Below are 19,126 nucleotides of genomic sequence, written 5' to 3' on the forward strand. Positions count from 1 at the left end.
GAATGGAACCAATCATTCAAGTGAACGGGTTGAAGAAATTGTTTGGAAACGAAGAAGCGTTACATGATGTGACGTTTACGGTAGGAAAAGGAGAAGTGTTCGGCTTCTTGGGACCGAGTGGTTCTGGAAAGACGACGACGATTAAAATTCTGACGTCACAGCTCGCACAGACGGCTGGGGATGCTACCGTCTTCGGCGTGCCGGTCGCTGACTTGAAACAAGAACAGTACCGTAAACGCATCGGTGTGTTGACGGACAATAGTGGTCTGTATACACGACTTTCTATAGAAGAGAACCTGAGCTTATATTGCGACCTCTATGATGAACCGAAGACCCGGATTGATGAAGTATTGAACATGGTCAATCTTAGCGGGGAACGGAAAAAGCGCATCGACAAACTCTCTAGAGGGATGTTGCAACGGGTGACGCTCGCACGCGCCCTTCTTCATGAGCCAGAGCTCCTGTTTTTAGATGAACCGACATCGGCTCTCGATCCGGTCAACTCTCGACATATCTATAAAGGGATTGAACGGTTGAAGGCTAATGGGACGACCATCTTTTTAACGACACACGACATGCAAGAAGCCGAAGAGCTGTGTGACCGTGTCGCTTTCTTACATCAAGGATCGATTCAACTGCTCGATGCACCGAACGTATTGCGCAGGAAATATGCGACGGGATCGATGCTTGTCGAATTAAACAACGGTCAGACGCATGAAGTGACGCAAACCGACGAAGGCGCGGACTGGCTCCATAAACAGATGCGTGCTAAAAATATCGCGTCAATCCACTCCAATGAGCCGACACTCGGCGACATCTTTATCGAAGTGACAGGGAGGAAATTATCATGACTTTTTCAATGAAACGCGCACTCGCCATTTTCCAAAAAGACTATAAAGATTTGTCTCGAAACTTGTTCGTCTCGTCGACCTTGATCATGCCGCTCTTCTTCGCTGTCTTCTATTCGCGAATCGGTGACGGTGGCGTCGACATCACGTACTTCGTCATCAACATCACGTTCAGCCTTGTTGCCATCTTCGTGCAGTGTGCATTGATTGCAGAAGAAAAGGAGAAAAACACGCTTCGCGGGCTCATGTTGTCCCCGGCGAGCACGCTCGACATCTTGCTCGGAAAGAGTGCTCTCACATTCGTGACGACGATGATCCTCATCGTAGCCTCGTCATTTTTGATGGATTATGCCCCGCAAAATCTGGCTGTGATCGCCCTCGCGCTCATCGTCTCGACGTTCTTTTATATCGGAATCGGAACGATGTTCGGCTTGATGACGAAGACGGTCATGGAAGCTTCATTGATTGTCATGTTGCCGTTCTTTTTCTTCTCGTTCTCACCGATGTTGTTGCCACTACAAGACCGTTTCGCTATCATCGGAGTACTCGAGTATTTACCGAACGTGCTCTTGATTGATGTGGCCCATCAAGTGGAAGACGGTGCGAACTTCGGTGCCGTCGGGCTAGAGCTCGGTTTGCTCACTGCATGGGCGCTTGCCGCATTCGTCGGTAGCGTCGTGATGTATAATCGTAAGCAGACGGATTGAAAAAAGAATCGCCCGCGAAAAGGGCGATTCTTTTCGTATACACTCATTTATGTTCCGCCGGTGTCCAACGCTCCTGTTCACTCGACGCAGGGTAATCAATTCCATCCGGATAGGCAATCAGCTCGATGAGCGATCCCCATGGTGCCTTCCCATATACACCTTGGTTATCCCCATTGTCTTCGACGCCGGCTAACGGGTGTGGTTTTGATAACAACTGTCCACCCGCACGTTCAAAGCGCTGAGCCGCCTCTTGCATATCATCCACATAAATCGCGAAATGATGTAAGCCGTACGATGAGATTCCTGTCGGTTCGGTTTCATTTACTCGCGCGACTTGAAACAATTCGATAGACGGTCCTGATTTGATTTGAAGCAGTCGCATATGGATGATTTGTTGTCCGTCTGGTAAGTCCAGTTGTTGCTCCGCCTCTTCCCCTTCCATCGGCTCATCTTCTGGACGTTGCACGTCGTAGCAAATCTCAGCGTCGAACGCGTCCTTCAAAAAAGTAGTTGCCTCCTCAATAGAAGGCACCGTCATGCCGATGTGATCAATTCCTCTGTTCATGATGAGTCCCCTTCCATTGTTGACGGATCCGATCCATCCACGTCATCACATCCCGTGAATAAAGTCGCGTCTCGTCAGCTTCACCAGAAATGACACGATGCACCGCGTCAATTTCATAGCGTAATGCCTGCTCCGTCTCCCCAAGCTGAACGGTCTCAACCGAGCCATCTTTCGTGTACGTGATGGTCGCCTCCGTTGCACGAGGAAACGAATTGACGGTAATGTACCCGTCTTCTCCAGCGACTACTCCTTGCTTCGGTAACTTTGTACGCATCGCAAGGGTAATGTTCACCATTTGATCAGAACCCGTACGAAGGATCATACTCGATTGTTCATCGACCCCGGTCTTGTATGGTTTCATCGTCGTCAACACTTCCACTACTTCTTCGTCCAAGAAATTTCGAGCGAACGATAAGGCGTACGTCCCGATATCGAGCATCGCACCCCCAGCCAGTTCCGGATTGAAGAAACGATTAGACGGATCATCTTCTTTATAACTGCCAAACGTCACATGAATCATATTGACTCGTCCGATTGCACCTGCCTGAACACGCCGTCTCAACTCTTCAAATAGCGGCATATGATAAATCGTCATCGCTTCGAGCACAACTACCCCTTGATCATCAGCCAGACGTTGAATGTTCTCGAGCTCTTCACTGTTTAGTGTGATGGCTTTTTCGCAAAGGACATGCTTTCCATGTGCGATGGCTTGTTCCATCATCGAATAGTGAAGATGATGAGGCGTCGCCACATAGACGATGTCGATGTCAGGTGAAGATAACATCTCATCTAACGTTTGATAGACCTTTTTTACACTATATTTTTGCGCAAATTGTTCGGCTTTTTCTACATCTCGTCCCCACACTCCGTAGGCAATACCATCTGATTGCGCGAGTGCTTGAGCGAATTCTGTCGCAATCGTACCTGGTCCAATGATTCCCCATTGCTTCATTTCCCTTCCCCCGTTTCTGTTGAATAGACGACTGTATCGCGATGATCGTGATGCGATGCAACAATGACGTGCGTGACGACATCTGTGAACAAGGACGTATCAACCACGCCACGTACTTGAGATAACTGGTGGTTCACCTCAATTGGATCTTCAGACGGGTGGACGACCACATCGAGTAATCGGTTTCCGTTCACGGTCACCAAGGCCCCGTCACTGTTCAAACTTTGACGAACTTGTAGAGATATTACCCATGGGAGTTCTCGGACTTTCTCGCTCACATAGGTGAATGCTTGTGGAAGAACTTCTAAGACAACCGAATGATCAAACGTCAATCGTTCAACAAATTTAGAGTCATCTACTAGTAATACGTATCGCTTTGCCATCGTCGCGATGAGTTTTTCTTCTGTATGAATCCCACCTCCGCTTTTTAAGGCGTGGTGTCGAGCATCGACTTGGTCACAACCGTCAAAGGCAAGGTCGATCATTGAGACATCCCCTGTCTCGACAACCCGAATTCCTTTTTCCAAACAAGCGCGTCGTGTCACAAATGAAGGTGTCACGATAGTTACGTCCAGTTGATTCGCATGAATCCTATTGATGAGGTGTTGAATCGTACTGCCACCCCCAAGACCGATTGTCATCCCTGATTCAATCCAAGGGAGCGCGGCTTCCGCACACTTCTCTTTTACATCCATTTGTTCATTCTCCCTGTAACAGTTTTTGGGCCGTGCGATCGGTTGTCACGATGACATCAAGTAACTGATGCTCAGCGGCGACTCGAATCGCATCTACTTTCTCACTTCCATAGGCTACCCCGATTTTAAGTGGGACCTTTGCGAGTTGTTGATGCTCAATATGGACTGTTCGATCCGATAACGAAGTGGTCACGGTCTCTCCATTTTGATTATAAAAGTGCGAGCAAAGATCTCCGATGATTTGGAGTTCGTTTATTTCTTTGGTAAACGTTTGGCCATAGAAAGCCAACCAGTTGGATTCCTGGTTCAGTTGGGCCGAACCGATTCCAAACAGGGCGATGTTCATCCGCCCCCACAGCTCCACGACTTCCTGAGCATGTGTTGATTGCGTCAATGCTTGTTTGATGGCAGCATTCGGTAAAATAGCAGGAACATCGATTAGTTTAGAACGTCCACGCCATTTTCGTGAGGCGTCATACGCTAACGTGTTCGCATGGAAACGACTTTCGAGTTTTCCGTCTGGCCCACCGATGAGTGGCACACATTGGATAGTTGAATACGCCTCTTTCGGTTTGAGTGCTTCCACGACGGAAGCGAGTGCTGTCCCCCAAGAAAAGCCAATCACATCGTTGTCGGTCACCACCGACTCGACATATGTTGCGCACGCTTCCCCCATACGCTGTAACGTTTCTTCACGTTGTCCTGATTTTTCGGGCACTAAGATGACATGCTTTAGACCGAACTGCTCTTTTAGTTGAACTGCCACGTCAATTGATTGATAGCGATCATAATCGATTTGAAATTTCACAATCCCTAAATCCCGAATGCGTTTTAACATGCGGCTGATGGTTGCCCGATTGACATCGAGCGTCTCCGCAATCTGGTATTGTGTTTGATTCTGTTCGTAATACAAGTGCGCTACTTCGTAAAGCCTCTTCAGTTCTTCTGACATTCAGTCACACCCCTTTGCACAAATGTACACTTAAACGAACATTTGTGCAAATTTGGGTGCATTTGATTTCAAGAAGACACAAAAAACGCGTCACGATCGATGTCGTGACGCAGGTCTCATATTCAAACGGTTTATGGAAAAGGATTATTCTCATCGCTTAGTCGGATTCGAACTAGAAGAAATGGAACAAACAGAAGACTCAAATAGCCTAATGTAAACAGACGCTGCGTTTCACCAGAAATATATTGTGTGTGTCCACAGTTCGAACACGCCTTTCCGTCTTTTGAAAACCCGAGTGACCATACCTCTCTCGCTTTCCATCTATACCGACAATTCGTACAACGTGGCGCCATCGAAGTACCCCCCTTTCTTACTCATTACGAACAAAAGGGAGGGAAGTTTCACATTATCTAATTCTACATACGATGATTTTGTAATTTCTCTTTCTTATCTATCCTGTACAGAACAACGTATCTAAAAGAAATGACAACCAAGTAAACATACTTCCAGTCAACTTGCTATTCTTAAGGACTATAAAGATATACGCTGCTTCATATATTTTTGTAATTCAGGATCACAACAATACACGTAACACCCCTTCATCCCACGAGTCATTAATGTGCGATACGTATTTTTCACGAGCCGATTAAGAGCGTCCATTTCATTCTTTTTCGGTTTTGCCGGTCTAGCGCCACTATCTTTGAATTCTTCCCGCCGTACAATCAATTGTCTTGATTGTGGATCATAACCTAAATCAGGACCTATGATTACACCTGCATATGTCATTTCTAAGCCCTGTACTGTATGAATACATCCAATCTGTTCTCTTCCATCTGGATGGATTGCCCAGTCTAGACGTTTCGAATCATTCCAAGGCATTGCAAAATCATGTTCAGGAATTTGAACATCTGGAACAAGCTGTCCATCTATTCGTTCTTTTGTCCAACTCCATGCATAGCCTGCCGTAACGCGACCATCACGTTTCGACACGACCTCATCAATTAATTCCTGTGGTGAGTCTAGCACTTGAATGTCATATGACCCGTCTAATTCTATTATCTCTTCATTGTTAAAGATTCCATTCACCCATTCAATATAGTTACCTGAACCACCACACCGGAATTGAGAATCCAATGTTAATTCGTGAATAATTGCATTTTGTTTTTTGGCCTCCTCTTTAATCAACGAATAGGACCCAATATCTTTCTTCGAAATCATTTGCTCATCGTCAATGAAGAAAACACTCATTTTTGAACTTCGAATAATTTGAGTTGCTTGATTCTCTCCTTCAATTTTTCGTTGCATATGTCCATGATTCTTTAATCGGTGCGCCTCATCACAAACTAGTACGTCAATTTTATTCATTTGAGTATCTACGTAAGAACCAGAACCTTTAAACATATCTCGAATTTCAATCATGCTCTTTTGCCTTACCAGTTTTTTTCGTAAGACTTCTCGGAAAGCTGCATTCGGCGTAATATACTCGACTAATGCCTGTTCATTCATGAGTGCCTTTAGAGCATTTAAACCGATTACAGATTTGCCAGTTCCCGGTCCTCCCTTAATTAATACAACATACTTCTCGTCTGTATGTAACACATGCTCAGTATAGATCGTTAAAATCTGTTCATAGGCAACTTTCTGTTCATCTAACAAAATGAACTCTTCGTTCCCCTCAAACATTAGGTTTAATGTTTCTACTAATTTTTTGGAAGGTCTCAGTTTTCCTGTCTCAATTTCTGACGCGATTTCTGACCCTTGACCGGCACCGACTCGTTTAGTTACATAATCTTCCAAATGAAGGTCATCCATTTTGAAATAAATCGGTGCTTCCTTGTAATAATGGCTGTATCTATCATTCAATAAAGGTTCATTTTCATGTTTCCTTGACCGAATATAATTATGTAAATAAGCGCATGAATCAAGTGTTATATCAGACTCGATCGGATCTACCGATTCGAGATAATTTTCTAAGTACCGGCGATACGATAAAGCTTGATAAGAAGGGTGGACGGTCGATTGGGTTCTACCGTGAAATGCGGTTTGGACGATACCATCTCCGTCAGCGAGATCAGCCTTCGCCCATTGCTTTAGTTCTATAATAATTGCATTTTTTTGACCATCCGTATCTTTCCCCGCAATAATAAAATCAATTCGTTTTTGAGTTGATGGTAAATTAAACTCAAGAAGAATATTTACGTCATCAGGTATCGATTTTCCTCGAATGACTCGCATCATTTCTGAAAGTGAGTTTTCCCATGAAGTCATCTCGGAAGCACTAACGCGTCGATTCATTTTTTCTTCGATGTTTTTGCTAAGGATATAACTAATTTCTTTTTCTAAAATGTGCTCTACAAACATGTACTTCGGTTCGTTATAAATGATCATGATTTCCTCCAAGGTTAGATTTTATTCTATTTTTCAGCTGTTCAATCGTTAAGTACTCGCCACCTTCTTTTCGATGTAGCATCGCATGGCAATTTGGACAAATCGGTCTTAAGTCATTTATAGGATCTACCACATAATTCTGTCCTATGTCATGAAGTGGTTTAATATGATGCACATGAATAAAATCTCTACCGACTTCACCATATATTTGCTCGAAATCGATTTGGCAAACCTGACAGCTCACCCCGTAGTACTCCATGCATCGTTTACGTGCGAGCGGGTTACGTTCATACGTATTAACTGAAACGATTTTTCGTTTGCCTTCTTCTAAAAATTCTGGCACTTCGTCTGCATAATACCCAGCGGTTAAATCTTTGTCGAAAAACGAAGTGATGTAGTCTTTCAATTCTCCTATCAACTTCATCGACCCTTGAACATTCCCTTTCAATCCATTTTCTCGCAAATATTCTAAAGACAATAGGTCATTGTCTACTTCGTCTAACAAACGAATGCGAGACCAGTCCAATTCTTTAGAATCCTCAAACTGAACCTCACCTTTCCGAAATGTACGATCATAACTCACATCTGAAGAGCGCACAACCCCTTCAATTACTTCAACTTTATAACGTACTTTCTGAATATGGCCAGACAGATAGATAAATAGAATGTCCCCATTCTCATAGTTGAAGGACCGTCTCCAATGTAAAAAATCATATCGACCGAAAGCACTCTCTAAATCATATTCATTCGGATTTGCTGGGATGAGCCAAATCCGACGGGCATTATGATGGTCTCTCTCTTCTAATTCAATCTTTCTCTTTAATGCAATATCCTTTGGAGCAATAAATCGATACTCATCCTCTTGGTCAAAAAATGGAATGTTATATGTATAACCTCTCTCAATCGCGTTAAAGCATTTCGACTTATTTAAATTTAAAAGGTCTGAGAAGAATGTTGCTGCTAATTGAATATTCGACTCTTCCCTTAGTTTCTGATTGTTTTTAAAAATTGTAATCGGTGTGGCCATTTCAAACTCCCCTTCTCTGTTAGAAATTAAATCATGTATTAATATAGTTTCGTCGTAACTTCATACTACACGAGGCCACTGCTTGATTTTTCGTCTTTTCACTTTTGTCTGTTGAGCTTTTAACTACACCTCATAAAATATTAACCTTAGTCAATTTTATTACATACCTTATTCTCGTTCGTTTTCTAAAATCAACTTAATAACGTAGTCGAATATTTACTTTCAATTCAATGAACATTAGAAGAAGGGATGAGAAATTATGAATACTAATGAGGCGATTACAGAGTGGTCCTATTGGAAAGCAGTTGTGCGCTATGGACATGTAGGGAAAGGAAAAGAAATTAGTGTAGCAAGATATCTAGTAATGCCTGGCGGTTCGACCACGGTCGACGTGATGGAAGTCATCACTGAAATGCCAGGAACAAAAAAGCGTTCCGTCGGTTCGATTCAAAAAATTGACCATTTGGAGTATCTTCAAGGTCTTCGCTCAGAGAAGGAAAACTTTTTTCTACAACGACTTTTCGAAGGAAGACAAGCCCAATAATGTTTTAAACAATACGTCACCTATACATCTCAAGATTGAAATGTATAGGTGATTTGAATTTTCATTTAATACTCTCAAACAAACAGAGTCTGTTATCAAACACGTCATTTCGGATTCGCTTCTATACTTTGCTCTTTCTAGGCATTTTAATGATTTTATATAGTTTTTACAGCATACGTTCTATCTCGTTGCCCGCCCGTTGACGAAAGTTCAATTACGTTCTCTTCGACTAATTGATCAAGACAAGCACAGACGTCTGAGTAAATTTTGTAGCGGCCTGTATTGTAAGACTTATTTGAAGCACCATTGAGCACTAGATACTCTGCTACATCGTCAGCATTTATCAATCTTAACCTACAAGTTTTGATATATTCCAAAATTGCCGTTCGAAAATGACTTTTTGTTAGCAAATTCTTCGAGCTTACTTGGCGTTTTGATGAATCGTAACGCTTGTTTAGTAATTCAGTTCTATTTGCGTCTTCGATTTCTTTTTGTTTCGCTATATATTCATTTTTCTTCTGCTCCAATTCTTGTAGAAAGGAATCTCTTAGTTGCATTTCGATTTTAGGGTCGCTTAGTTGTAATGTTTGAGTAGTCAACAAGGCAGTAGATAGACTGATTTCGTATCCTCCATTTAAGGCAAATGCTCGAAATGGACTTTTTTGCTCATCTTCAATAAAGCGTCGAACAGAGAATTGAATACTATCTTCTTTAGATTGGATATAGTAAAGGCTTCGAACCTTATAAAGATTCGGAGTATTTTGATGATGATAATCGAAAAGTTCAAATAAGGATTGATCACGCGCTGTTTCATTCAATAATGTTTCCCACATTAAATCTTCAGGAGTCTTCATCGCAAGGTTTAACTCAGCTTCCCAAAGGTGGATCACATGACGCCCTAAATCAATCGACTGTTCTGTATTTTCAATGAACCAAATGGGTATAAGTCCCTTTTCGTTAAAGTATGTATTCCGTTTAATAATTTGGTTAGCCAATTTTTCATCTCGATTTTGTGTCACATTGGTAAGCACCGTAATCGCAATTTCTTTATCCACATTTTTTACGATAATATCAGGATAGTAACGCCACTTTTCAGTCGCTTTTGCTACAAAACCGTATTCAACTTCAAGTTCTTTATTTAGTTTTTGTTGAGCTTTCAGTTCATCATGGATAAAGTTTTTTATAACTGAATGCTGTTTCGACTCTCGTTTAATCTGCTCTTGATATTTGTCACTTTCAGTAGCAATAATAGAAAGTTCACAAGATTTTGATTGCTTGTGAGAGAAGTGATGTACCCGATCACTCCCGGCCCTTATGATAAGCGTTTCATTACAATATGGGCAACTAAACGCCCCTTTAGCCGAACTCTTTTTCAGTTCACGAATTTCTCGCTTTTCATCTAATAAAACTGATAAAGTTACGTTCTTTCCCTCATATATCGCTTCCTGCAAAATCAATCCCTCCCTAATTAAAACGGATTATTAAAATACATTATATTACTTTTTAGTTTCGTTTATTCCATTATATAACATCGATATCACTTTAAAAATATAATCCTTAGAGAAGAAAAATAGTTAACTGACTTTAATCATTTTGAATTATCACTCACAACAAAAAACCACCCACCAGCTTTCGCTGATGAATGGTTCCTGTAAAGGCGCATGACTTACATCATTCCGCCCATTCCACCCATGCCGCCCATGTCAGGCATTGCAGGGCCATCTTTTTCTGGCTTGTCTGCGATGACGGCTTCCGTTGTGAGGAACATCGCTGAGACAGATGCTGCGTTTTGGAGTGCTGAACGCGTCACTTTCGCCGGGTCGACGATCCCGTGTGCGATCATGTCGACGTATTCGCCAGTTGCCGCATTGTATCCGACACCGACTGATTCGTTCTTGAGTTTCTCGACGATGACCGAACCTTCTTCACCCGCGTTTTCCGCGATTTGACGGACCGGTGACTCAAGCGCACGAAGGACAAGTTTCACACCAGTCGCTTCATCCGCTGTCACTTCTGCAAGCAACGCACGAACGGCCGGGATAACGTTGATGAACGCCGTACCACCACCTGCGACGATTCCTTCTTCAACGGCCGCACGTGTCGCGTTGAGTGCGTCTTCGATGCGGAGTTTACGCTCTTTGAGCTCAGTCTCCGTAGCTGCACCGACTTTGACGACGGCTACGCCGCCTGCGAGTTTCGCAAGACGCTCTTGGAGTTTTTCACGGTCGAAGTCAGACGTTGTCTCTTCGATTTGGTTACGGATCGTTTGAACGCGTGCTTTGATTGTTTCTTCGTTCCCTGCACCTTCAACGATAGTCGTTGTGTCTTTTGTGACGACGACTTTCGATGCGCGACCAAGCATGTCGAGTGATGCCGATTTGAGGTCGAGACCGAGGTCTTCTGTGATGACTTGACCACCTGTGAGTGTCGCGAGGTCTTCGAGCATCGCTTTACGACGATCACCGAATCCTGGTGCTTTGACGGCTACCGCATTGAACGTACCACGGAGTTTGTTCAAGACGAGTGTCGCGAGTGCATCTCCTTCGATATCTTCTGCGACGATCAAGATCGGCTTCCCTTGTTGCACGACTTGCTCGAGCACTGGGATGATTTCTTGAATGTTTGAGATTTTCTTGTCTGTGATCAAGATGTACGGGTTGTCGAGTGACGCTTCCATCTTGTCAGAGTCTGAGATCATGTATGGTGACAGGTAGCCACGGTCGAACTGCATCCCTTCGACGACGTCGAGCTCTGTCGTGAAGCCGCGTGATTCTTCGATTGTGATGACACCGTCGTTCCCGACGCGCTCCATCGCTTCTGCGATCAATTCACCGACTTCTTCGTCCGCTGCCGAGATGGCCGCAACTTGTGCGATTGCTTCTTTTGACTCGATTGGTTTTGAAATCAATTTCAATTCTTCGAGTGCACGACGAACCGCTTTGTCGATCCCTTTACGAAGGATCATCGGGTTCGCGCCCGCTGTGACGTTCTTGAGCCCTTCACGAATCATCGCTTGTGCGAGGACTGTCGCTGTTGTCGTACCGTCCCCTGCGACTTCGTTCGTCTTCGACGCGACTTCAGCAACGAGTTTTGCGCCCATGTTTTCGAAGCGGTCTTCGAGTTCGATTTCTTTCGCGATTGTCACACCATCGTTTGTGATGAGTGGTGAACCGAATTTCTTCTCGAGGACGACGTTACGTCCTTTTGGTCCAATCGTTACTTTGACTGCGTCAGCGAGTGCGTCGACGCCGCGAAGCATCGCGTGACGTGCATCTTCTGAGAATTTAATATCTTTTGCCATCGTTCATTTCCCCCTAAAAAAGTTTTTGAATAATGGTGCTTAGCCTACGATTGCGAGAATGTCGCTCTCGCGAACGATTAAGTACTCTTTTCCATCATGCTTCACTTCGGTACCTGCGTACTTCGAGTAGATGACCAAATCATTTTCTTTCACGTCGAGATCGATGCGCTTGCCTTCGTCCGTCACGCGGCCTGTACCGACTGCGACGACTTTCCCTTGTTGCGGCTTTTCTTTCGCCGTATCAGGAAGCACGATGCCCCCGATCGTCTTTTCTTCTTTCTCCACGACTTCGATGATGACACGATCGCCTAGTGGTTTTAACATGGAAAAACCCTCCTCCGAATATGAATGATGTAATGTGTATCGTAAGGTTTTAGCACTCAGTTAAAAGGAGTGCTAACATTGTTAAGTGTAGTATGCGACGATTAAAAAATCAAGTAGGATACATTAAAAAATGCTCTTACTCGCGGTCAAGAGAACTTATTTGTTACAATGAGAAAAAGGTAGGTTTATTCTTATGATTAAGGACGTGTTGAATTGGCTACACTAAACTCAAACCAATCGATAAATACCCGTTTTTCGATGGCGCCTAACATTCGTCTCCGGCACCTCACCCCGATTTTACTCTATGCGTTCGTTCAACTATTCCCGCTCGTCCTCACTGAAGTACGACCGGAATGGTTAACGGAAACGTTCGTCGGGCTCTGGCTCGCCATCGGATTCGGTGTGACGATTGTTCTGTCAATCCTGCTCATCTGGCCGGATTTGAAGCAATACAAAGCGCAAGGCATCCAATCGAACTTGAACGACACGGTCAAATGGATCGGGCTCGGGATTTTGATGCAATACGGGCTCGTCATCGTGGCGAACTTGATTGAGACGGCCATCTCTGGTGACCTCGTCGAATCGATGAACACGCAAAACATTGCCGAGATGGTGGAAGTCATTCCACTCCTGATTTTGCCGGTTATTTTGCTCGGACCAATCATCGAAGAGATTCTCTTCCGTCACATCTTGTTCGGGAACTTGAATGCACGCTTCGGGTTCTGGATCGCCTTTGGGGTCAGTTCGATCCTATTCGCGCTCATCCACCAAGATAATCGATTCCTCGTCTATATCGCGATGAGTTTCGCGTTCTCATATGCGTATGCGAAGACAAGACGATTGATCGTTCCAATCGCCATCCACGCGTTCAACAACGCGCTCGTGATGCTCGTACTATTTTTAATGTAGAAATGAGGTGGCAGTTATGCCGCGACAACTAAAAGTGATGATGCTCTTCAGTCTCTCGTTCGGTGTGTTGTTCACCGTCCTCGCGTACTTCTCGGTACAAGAGTACGGCTTCAGCTTCTGGACGTACTTTATCATCGCCGTCGCCGCTTACGACTTTTTCAAAGTGTATCAAATCTTGGCACTCGCCCGAAAAGTCAAAAAAGAAGGCACGGACAAATCCGCATAATGAAACCCCGAGTCTTACGAGCTCGGGGTTTTCTTTATATGGATGACGTTCGTCAAATCAATCTTTTCATGGAGTACGGCACTACGAATCAACAGACCACGACGCGTCATGATAACACCAAACACGACGTACATCGTATCAAGCAACGGAACTGTCATCTCGTTAAAAAACCAGACGACGACAAAAAGGCTAAAAATTGAAAGAAAACCAATCGATGAGACGAGTTTCGAATCGATATTTTGCATCAATGACTTCACCTCCTCTTCGTCGAACTGTTCGAGTTGCTCCTGGTAAAGTGCATGGAAGATAACGCCGAATCCCGCCACTGTAATCATCACCCATTCCCCATTCCACCATCCAATCAAAAATACGATTGGATTGAATAAAAGAAATGCCAACAATAGTTTTTTCCTCATCATACCCCTCCTTACGACGGAATCCATAGTTTTGCAAAATCAAAATAACCGAACAAGTCGACACAGACGTCCTTCAGCTCGACCGGGAACGGAATGGTCCGCTCCTCGTTATAGAGCGGAATGAAGTACGACTTCTCTTTCAACTCACGTTCGATCTCTCGGTGCAGCGGCAACCAGTCCTCAAACGGCAGGTCATCATATTGTCCAACCCGTTCCGTCATCCCCTCTATATAAGGGAACACTTTATATGGCGGCGAGTATTCGTTCGTCATGAACTGTTCAAACCCGAGCGTAATGTTCCGCTCGAACACCTCACCGTGAACGACCAAATCAACATATTCATAATACGCTTTATCATGGATCGAATCTTTGAAGCTGATGGGTACGAACTCATAAGCAATGCCGTGACGCGTCAACATCTCGGCAATCCAATCGGTCGTATCGTTCGTGAAGTCCGTCTGTTTGATTCGAATCGGACGGTCGAACGTGACCGGTGTTCCTTTTGGAATGCGATACGTCTCGCTCATCGCTCCGAGAAAACCTCGATCGTTCGGCGTTCTTCGCTCATGCAACGTCCCAATCTCCGGTCGAATCTCCGCAATCAACCGATGGATATAATGTCGCGCCTCTTCATTCGCGAACACACTATTCGGATGACTGTTCAAGATGACAAGCCCGAACCCGGACGGTGTCGAGATGTGTCCGGTTTCTTTGGAATCCCTTGATGAGATGCGATACGTCGGATCGTATCCGTCCGGCACTTTGATGAACTCGACCCGGTCGAGGAGCGCCCGCACCCCAAAATAATTCTCGAAGGCGAGGAGGACCGTCTTCTCCCGATCATGCTGGTCCAATTGAAATGGTCCTGTCCCGACACTTCCTTTGGCGATGCTCGTATGAATCATCGACAGTTTCGGGATGTACGAATTCCGGCGTCGGTCGAGCGTGACATCGACGCGATACGTACCGTTCGATGCGATATGCCGGACGTGCCGGTACATATATCGATACGCATCCGACTGGACGAGCATGCGCAGACTCTTCGTCACATCTTTACTCGTCATGAGCGACCCGTCATGGAATCGGACCCCTTTCCGAAGAAACAAGACGAGCGTACTTCCCTGCCATTCATAGTGATGCGCAAGCTCCCCTGTGACCTCACCAGACGCGTCAATCATGAACAGACGATTGAAGACGTTCTGGACGAGGTGGGCACTGTGGATGTCAGCCGCCTCGAGCGGATGTGTCGTCAAAAAGTGACGGCGTCGCGGGATGATGAGCGCATCACTCGATGTCTGGACGTAACCGAACTTCTTCTCGAGTTGACGCATGAACCGACCCGCCTGTGCCGGTGACCAGTCCCACTCCAGCTGATTTGTCACTGCCTCGACCGACTCTTTCTCCATGCGTTCGAGCAGCTGTTTCGCCAAATCACGCTCGACGTGTCGTAGCCATTCGAGACGCGTCAAATTCCCCCGTCCACGTCCGCTCGTATACGTGAGCCACCCTTCCTCTTGCCACCGTGCCAAATGACGCTTCGTCTGTTTCGGGCTCAAATGAATGGCTTCCGCCATATCAGAAATCGTGTACGCCCCATCGCGACACTCTTTCCACAATCGAAATAAATACGCATCCACGTCACATCCCCCCTTAAAAGTGGACATCATTTCCCCATGTCGTCCATTTTTCAAATCCGTTGTCTTGTTTATCATACAGGTACAGAATGGAAGGTGACAAGATGAAATGGAAAGATATACCTAAACCAATAAAAGTTCGACTCGTGACATCATTTTTCAACCGTTCGGTCTCATTCGCCATCATGCCGTTCATGGCACTCCTCTTTGTCAAAGCGTTCAATGAATGGATTGCGGGTGTCTTCTTAGTCTCGCTCGTCTGTCTCGGATACGTCATCGGGTTAATCGGGGGATACCTCGCTGATCAATTCTCACGAAAACGACTCCTCGTGTTGACGGCTAGCCTCACGGCCTCAATGTTTCTCGTCATGACGCTCAGTCTTCAGTTCGACCAGATGATCGTCTTCATGATTGCCTATACAATCTTCACGGTCACGAATAACCTCGGACGTCCGGCGATGAGTGCCATCATCATCGACGCGACAACGCCTGAGAACCGAAAAGCCGTATACGCGCTCGATTACTGGTTGATCAACCTCTCAATCACGATCGGGACGGCACTCGGAGGCTGGCTCTATGTCAGCAACCAACTGTTACTGTTTTGGATTTTGACGTTCACGTCGAGCATGTTGCCGATCGCGTACGCCATCTTCCTCGAGGACACGAAACGGACGTGGACCTCGCAAAAGCTCAAGCTCGTCTTCGTCGACGTGTTCCAAAGTTACCAAATCGCCTGGCGTGACCGTCCGTTCGTCAAAGTCGTTTTCGGCTCGATGTGTATTCTCGCTGCCGAGTTCTCGATGGGCAGTTACGTCGCGGTAAGGCTCGCCGATTCATTTGAATCGCTTTCGTTCGAAGACTGGACGATTAATGGAGTACGGATGATGAGCTTGATCCAAATCGAGAACACGCTCATCGTCGTCGCGTTGACGTTCTTCATTCAACGTCTCGCTTCCCGCTTCTCGAACAAGCACACGCTACTCGGCGGGCTCGCGCTGTACACGATCGGGTACGCGGTCATCACGAGTGCGAATTCGATGATGCTCCTGCTCGGGTTCATGCTCATCGCCACGTTTGGTGAATTGTTGTACTCACCGGTATTGAATACGGAGAAGGCGAACATGATGCCAGAAGACCGACGTGGTGCGTACTCGGCGTTTGCCGGAACGTCGTTCGCCGGTGCCGACTTCTTATCACGTTCGACGATTTTAATCGGGTCGCTTCTCACACCGTTCATGATGAGCGTCTACATCGGACTGTTGGTCAGCTTCGGCTGCTTCCTCGTCTATAGCGGCATTTATGTAAAAGAAAAGCTCGTCCTACGACGAGCGGCTTCCTAAATCAAAACCATCCTTTCTCACGCGAAGGGATGGTTTTTAGTCGATCTGTTCTTGGTGCATCGCATAGATCAAGGTCAACGCTCGGATACAAAAGATTGTCGAGAAGCCATAAATGCTCAGTTCGAGCAACGAAACAGAAGGATATTGTAGGCCAAGCGAGACGGCATAGCCCACTAAACAAAGCAAGACGACAAGTGTGATCGTCCACTCATCCGACTTCCGCTTCATCTTCTCGGCTAACCCCTTCTCTTCTTTCTCAACACGTTCACGCTGCCAAAAGTAAAAGAGCAACGCATACATCGCAAACGAGATTCTCGGAACGTCGCCTAAGAGTAAATCAAAAATGATGAGACCTAAAAATAAGTATGTCCCTAATTGATAACCGCTCTTCATGTGAAGACGCGAACGCAGTGGTCTGTTCGTCATAATCCAATCACAGCTACGGTCAACCCACCGTAGACGAATCCGAGTACGATGGCACTGATGGCCATACGTTTATATTGCGGATATTGATAAAGGGCAATCGCCCCACCAACGACGTGTACGAAGGCGACGATGAACGTCAAAATCGCTAATACCATCTAAATTCTCCTCTTTGTTATAAATATCTTTTAGTAATTCGTGGGAATCACTTTATTTTCCGATACAATGAAACCTGCATTCATTATAACAATTTCAAATTAAGAAAGTAGGAAATCATGATGAGTTATTCTACTTCAAATCTGACAACAGAAGAGTTGCTGTATGTAAACAGCGAAGTCGAAAAGCGAAAACCAAACCTTCTCGTGGCGTATTTGCTTTGGTTCTTCCTTGGCGGATTCGGCGGACACCGTTTTTACTTCAAGAAGACCGGTTCTGCTGTAGCGATGATTCTTTTAATCGTTGCATCATTTGTTTTAACTTTTATTTTTATTGGAATCTTTGGTTTTCTAATCTCTGGCATCTGGGTTCTTGTCGACGCCTTCCTGATTCCAGGTTGGCAACAACGAGAAGTTGAAGCCATCGAACGGGAGACCATTGCAAGACTCGAAGCACGTGAAGAACGTCAAGCTGGATTCTAATCAAAAAGACGATCGAGGCATTTGCCCCGATCGTCTTTTAGCTTTCTGTTAAGTAGAATGCGAAGTCTCGTGTTTTCCGTTCTTTCACCGCGTAATGAATCCACAACCACGCCAACCCTTCGAGCTCTCGAGCAAGCTTCAGACCGTGGAGCGGATGCGTATCGAAGCCGATCTTGTTCGATAGCTCGACGACAAGCCGCACTGCTTCCTCATCTTCACCTGCGACGAACATGACGGACCCATTCGGATCGCCTAAATTCTCGACCCCCGTCTGATTGAACGCCTTCACCACTTTCGTATCAGGAATGAGTCGCTGCAAATACTCCGCACCTGACACTCCGTCTGGGCGCTCGACTTCGTTAAACTCGATGGCAATTGGATTCGTCACATCAATCAATACTTTCCCATCCAGTCCGTCGAGTGTCGGTAACAGGTCGACCGCTGCCGCGAACGGTGTACATAGCAGAAGCACATCGCTCGCTGAGGCGACTTCTTGTAAGGTCAATGTGCCCTCCCGTTCCGTCCGTGTCCCGTACAGCACCTCATAGCCAGCTTGTTCGAACTGCTCCCCGAGCGTGCGTCCGACTTTCCCGGCACCTAAGATTCCGAGTTTCATGTCTCACAGCTCCTCGTCTGTCCGCGTGACCGTCCCTCCGAACTCTTCTGCAAGCCCGTCTAAAATTGATGGATCGAATTCATCCCCGATGGCCATGACGCCTGTCTGACCCGGCTCGATGTTACCGACTGTCCGCTTGAACGTGTCTTGAATGCCTTGCATATGCTTCACGTCTTTCGTGCCGCCGATGAGACCACCTGTGAGTGTCCCGAACAGGATGCCGAACGGACCGCCGAGGATTCCAACGGCCATCCCGATGAGCGCACCTTTCGTCGACTTGTTGACGGGTGCGAGCTGTGCCGCATCCTCAAACGAAAACGCCCCGTTCTCTTCACGCTTGATGACGACAAGCTGTTCAAAACCGACAAGCCCATCCGCATGGTACTTTTTCAGCTTACTGAACGCCTGATACGAAATCGCCTCTTCCGGGAACGTGAACGTGACGATATGATACGGTTGTTTTTCCTTTTTAGCCATGAAAAATTCCTCCTTCAAGGTAGACAACATGACGCGCACTTACCTATCCTATTTCCCCGAGTAACTTGTAAATAATCTACATTAACAAATCAATCGATGAGGATGTTTATGCACTTATTATGGTAAAATTTACATATCAACCCA

General features: G+C 45.6%; 22 protein-coding genes. 7 read left to right on the plus strand and 15 right to left on the minus strand.

The genetic code is table 11. The annotated features are described in order from the left end of the window. Nucleotides 1-2: 2 nt before the first annotated feature. A complete protein-coding gene (locus KNO95_RS12965) occupies nucleotides 3-851 on the plus strand; it encodes an ABC transporter ATP-binding protein (protein WP_214704122.1) in 849 nt (282 codons plus the stop codon). Further along, nucleotides 848-1,555, plus strand: a complete 708-nt coding sequence (locus tag KNO95_RS12970) for an ABC transporter permease (RefSeq protein WP_211781819.1) — start codon at nucleotides 848-850, stop codon at nucleotides 1,553-1,555. The genes KNO95_RS12965 and KNO95_RS12970 overlap by 4 nt, the downstream gene beginning before the upstream one ends. A 43-nt stretch (nucleotides 1,556-1,598) precedes the next feature. Here the strand turns inward: KNO95_RS12970 and KNO95_RS12975 are convergent, their stop codons facing one another. The 6 genes from KNO95_RS12975 to KNO95_RS13000 all read right to left on the minus strand — a co-directional run bounded on the left by KNO95_RS12975 (nucleotide 1,599) and on the right by KNO95_RS13000 (nucleotide 8,134). After that, complete coding sequence (locus KNO95_RS12975; protein WP_214879220.1) at nucleotides 1,599-2,120, minus strand: VOC family protein; 522 nt, start codon at nucleotides 2,118-2,120, stop codon at nucleotides 1,599-1,601. Beyond that, nucleotides 2,104-3,072: a Gfo/Idh/MocA family protein gene (locus KNO95_RS12980; RefSeq protein WP_214879221.1), complete on the minus strand. Its 969-nt coding sequence runs from the start codon at nucleotides 3,070-3,072 to the stop codon at nucleotides 2,104-2,106. Before KNO95_RS12980 ends, KNO95_RS12975 begins: the two co-directional genes overlap by 17 nt. Next, a complete protein-coding gene (gene rpiA / locus KNO95_RS12985) occupies nucleotides 3,069-3,767 on the minus strand; it encodes a ribose 5-phosphate isomerase A (RefSeq protein ID WP_214879222.1) in 699 nt (232 codons plus the stop codon). The genes KNO95_RS12980 and rpiA overlap by 4 nt, the downstream gene beginning before the upstream one ends. Nucleotides 3,768-3,771: 4 nt before the next feature. Further along, on the minus strand, nucleotides 3,772-4,719 hold the full coding sequence (locus KNO95_RS12990) for a sugar-binding transcriptional regulator (RefSeq protein WP_214879223.1): 948 nt from the start codon (nucleotides 4,717-4,719) through the stop codon (nucleotides 3,772-3,774). Nucleotides 4,720-5,250: 531 nt separating this feature from the next. Beyond that, on the minus strand, nucleotides 5,251-7,107 hold the full coding sequence (locus tag KNO95_RS12995) for a DUF2075 domain-containing protein (protein WP_214879224.1): 1,857 nt from the start codon (nucleotides 7,105-7,107) through the stop codon (nucleotides 5,251-5,253). Then, nucleotides 7,094-8,134 carry an HNH endonuclease gene (locus KNO95_RS13000; protein WP_214879226.1) on the minus strand — a complete coding sequence of 347 codons (1,041 nt, stop codon included), beginning with the start codon at nucleotides 8,132-8,134 and terminating at the stop codon, nucleotides 7,094-7,096. Before KNO95_RS13000 ends, KNO95_RS12995 begins: the two co-directional genes overlap by 14 nt. Nucleotides 8,135-8,393: 259 nt before the next feature. Between KNO95_RS13000 and KNO95_RS13005 the strand changes: the two genes are divergently transcribed. Continuing rightward, nucleotides 8,394-8,678 (plus strand): hypothetical protein, encoded by a 285-nt coding sequence (locus tag KNO95_RS13005; protein ID WP_214879228.1) that lies wholly within the window; start codon nucleotides 8,394-8,396, stop codon nucleotides 8,676-8,678. A gap of 155 nt (nucleotides 8,679-8,833) precedes the next feature. Here KNO95_RS13005 and KNO95_RS13010 read toward each other — a convergent pair whose 3' ends face one another. The 3 genes from KNO95_RS13010 to groES form a co-directional block, all read right to left on the minus strand. After that, a complete protein-coding gene (locus tag KNO95_RS13010; protein WP_214879230.1) occupies nucleotides 8,834-10,129 on the minus strand; it encodes a competence protein CoiA family protein in 1,296 nt (431 codons plus the stop codon). Between the two features lie 215 nt (nucleotides 10,130-10,344). Next, nucleotides 10,345-11,979, minus strand: a complete 1,635-nt coding sequence (gene groL / locus KNO95_RS13015) for a chaperonin GroEL (protein ID WP_214879232.1) — start codon at nucleotides 11,977-11,979, stop codon at nucleotides 10,345-10,347. Between the two features lie 39 nt (nucleotides 11,980-12,018). After that, on the minus strand, nucleotides 12,019-12,303 hold the full coding sequence (gene groES / locus KNO95_RS13020; RefSeq protein WP_015880602.1) for a co-chaperone GroES: 285 nt from the start codon (nucleotides 12,301-12,303) through the stop codon (nucleotides 12,019-12,021). A gap of 213 nt (nucleotides 12,304-12,516) precedes the next feature. Between groES and KNO95_RS13025 the strand changes: the two genes are divergently transcribed. Both KNO95_RS13025 and KNO95_RS13030 read left to right on the plus strand, forming a co-directional pair. Further along, on the plus strand, nucleotides 12,517-13,212 hold the full coding sequence (locus KNO95_RS13025) for a CPBP family intramembrane glutamic endopeptidase (RefSeq protein ID WP_026824438.1): 696 nt from the start codon (nucleotides 12,517-12,519) through the stop codon (nucleotides 13,210-13,212). A gap of 16 nt (nucleotides 13,213-13,228) precedes the next feature. Continuing rightward, nucleotides 13,229-13,438: a YdiK family protein gene (locus KNO95_RS13030; protein WP_015880600.1), complete on the plus strand. Its 210-nt coding sequence runs from the start codon at nucleotides 13,229-13,231 to the stop codon at nucleotides 13,436-13,438. Between the two features lie 14 nt (nucleotides 13,439-13,452). Here KNO95_RS13030 and KNO95_RS13035 read toward each other — a convergent pair whose 3' ends face one another. Further along, the gene (locus KNO95_RS13035; RefSeq protein ID WP_214879234.1) at nucleotides 13,453-13,854 is read right to left on the minus strand and encodes a hypothetical protein; all 402 of its coding nucleotides are present in this window, start codon (nucleotides 13,852-13,854) and stop codon (nucleotides 13,453-13,455) included. Nucleotides 13,855-13,865: 11 nt separating this feature from the next. Next, a complete protein-coding gene (locus tag KNO95_RS13040) occupies nucleotides 13,866-15,491 on the minus strand; it encodes an ABC transporter substrate-binding protein (protein WP_214879236.1) in 1,626 nt (541 codons plus the stop codon). Nucleotides 15,492-15,592: 101 nt separating this feature from the next. Here KNO95_RS13040 and KNO95_RS13045 point away from each other — a divergent pair, with 101 nt between their 5' ends. Then, the gene (locus tag KNO95_RS13045) at nucleotides 15,593-16,828 is read left to right on the plus strand and encodes an MDR family MFS transporter (RefSeq protein WP_214879238.1); all 1,236 of its coding nucleotides are present in this window, start codon (nucleotides 15,593-15,595) and stop codon (nucleotides 16,826-16,828) included. Nucleotides 16,829-16,864: 36 nt separating this feature from the next. Here KNO95_RS13045 and KNO95_RS13050 read toward each other — a convergent pair whose 3' ends face one another. Both KNO95_RS13050 and KNO95_RS13055 read right to left on the minus strand, forming a co-directional pair. Then, on the minus strand, nucleotides 16,865-17,254 hold the full coding sequence (locus KNO95_RS13050) for a hypothetical protein (RefSeq protein WP_214879240.1): 390 nt from the start codon (nucleotides 17,252-17,254) through the stop codon (nucleotides 16,865-16,867). Further along, a complete protein-coding gene (locus tag KNO95_RS13055) occupies nucleotides 17,251-17,409 on the minus strand; it encodes a hypothetical protein (RefSeq protein ID WP_026824443.1) in 159 nt (52 codons plus the stop codon). The genes KNO95_RS13050 and KNO95_RS13055 overlap by 4 nt, the downstream gene beginning before the upstream one ends. 120 nt (nucleotides 17,410-17,529) lie before the next feature. Here KNO95_RS13055 and KNO95_RS13060 point away from each other — a divergent pair, with 120 nt between their 5' ends. After that, nucleotides 17,530-17,889: a TM2 domain-containing protein gene (locus tag KNO95_RS13060; protein WP_034770675.1), complete on the plus strand. Its 360-nt coding sequence runs from the start codon at nucleotides 17,530-17,532 to the stop codon at nucleotides 17,887-17,889. 37 nt (nucleotides 17,890-17,926) lie between these two features. Here the strand turns inward: KNO95_RS13060 and KNO95_RS13065 are convergent, their stop codons facing one another. Together KNO95_RS13065 and KNO95_RS13070 are read right to left on the minus strand one after the other, a co-directional pair. Then, entirely contained in the window at nucleotides 17,927-18,505 is a 579-nt protein-coding gene (locus tag KNO95_RS13065) for an NADPH-dependent F420 reductase (protein ID WP_214879242.1), read from the minus strand. A gap of 3 nt (nucleotides 18,506-18,508) precedes the next feature. Then, nucleotides 18,509-18,982, minus strand: coding sequence for a hypothetical protein (locus KNO95_RS13070; RefSeq protein WP_214701212.1), 474 nt, complete (start codon nucleotides 18,980-18,982; stop codon nucleotides 18,509-18,511). Nucleotides 18,983-19,126: the final 144 nt, after the last annotated feature.

This window comes from Exiguobacterium sp. ERU653, from assembly GCF_018617775.1.
Lineage (GTDB): Bacteria > Bacillota > Bacilli > Exiguobacteriales > Exiguobacteriaceae > Exiguobacterium > Exiguobacterium marinum.

Coding starts and splice junctions, on each gene's coding strand:
- KNO95_RS12965 (WP_214704122.1), top strand. CDS start 3: ATGGAACCAATCATTCAAGTGAACGGGTTGAAGAAATTGTTTGGAAAC.
- KNO95_RS12970 (WP_211781819.1), top strand. CDS start 848: ATGACTTTTTCAATGAAACGCGCACTCGCCATTTTCCAAAAAGACTAT.
- KNO95_RS13055 (WP_026824443.1), bottom strand. CDS start 17,409: ATGGTATTAGCGATTTTGACGTTCATCGTCGCCTTCGTACACGTCGTT.
- KNO95_RS13045 (WP_214879238.1), top strand. CDS start 15,593: ATGAAATGGAAAGATATACCTAAACCAATAAAAGTTCGACTCGTGACA.
- KNO95_RS12995 (WP_214879224.1), bottom strand. CDS start 7,107: ATGATCATTTATAACGAACCGAAGTACATGTTTGTAGAGCACATTTTA.
- rpiA (WP_214879222.1), bottom strand. CDS start 3,767: ATGGATGTAAAAGAGAAGTGTGCGGAAGCCGCGCTCCCTTGGATTGAA.
- KNO95_RS13050 (WP_214879240.1), bottom strand. CDS start 17,254: ATGACGAACAGACCACTGCGTTCGCGTCTTCACATGAAGAGCGGTTAT.
- groL (WP_214879232.1), bottom strand. CDS start 11,979: ATGGCAAAAGATATTAAATTCTCAGAAGATGCACGTCACGCGATGCTT.
- KNO95_RS12990 (WP_214879223.1), bottom strand. CDS start 4,719: ATGTCAGAAGAACTGAAGAGGCTTTACGAAGTAGCGCACTTGTATTAC.
- KNO95_RS12980 (WP_214879221.1), bottom strand. CDS start 3,072: ATGAAGCAATGGGGAATCATTGGACCAGGTACGATTGCGACAGAATTC.
- KNO95_RS13030 (WP_015880600.1), top strand. CDS start 13,229: ATGCCGCGACAACTAAAAGTGATGATGCTCTTCAGTCTCTCGTTCGGT.
- groES (WP_015880602.1), bottom strand. CDS start 12,303: ATGTTAAAACCACTAGGCGATCGTGTCATCATCGAAGTCGTGGAGAAA.
- KNO95_RS13035 (WP_214879234.1), bottom strand. CDS start 13,854: ATGAGGAAAAAACTATTGTTGGCATTTCTTTTATTCAATCCAATCGTA.
- KNO95_RS13065 (WP_214879242.1), bottom strand. CDS start 18,505: ATGAAACTCGGAATCTTAGGTGCCGGGAAAGTCGGACGCACGCTCGGG.
- KNO95_RS12975 (WP_214879220.1), bottom strand. CDS start 2,120: ATGAACAGAGGAATTGATCACATCGGCATGACGGTGCCTTCTATTGAG.
- KNO95_RS13060 (WP_034770675.1), top strand. CDS start 17,530: ATGAGTTATTCTACTTCAAATCTGACAACAGAAGAGTTGCTGTATGTA.
- KNO95_RS13005 (WP_214879228.1), top strand. CDS start 8,394: ATGAATACTAATGAGGCGATTACAGAGTGGTCCTATTGGAAAGCAGTT.
- KNO95_RS13000 (WP_214879226.1), bottom strand. CDS start 8,134: ATGGCCACACCGATTACAATTTTTAAAAACAATCAGAAACTAAGGGAA.
- KNO95_RS13070 (WP_214701212.1), bottom strand. CDS start 18,982: ATGGCTAAAAAGGAAAAACAACCGTATCATATCGTCACGTTCACGTTC.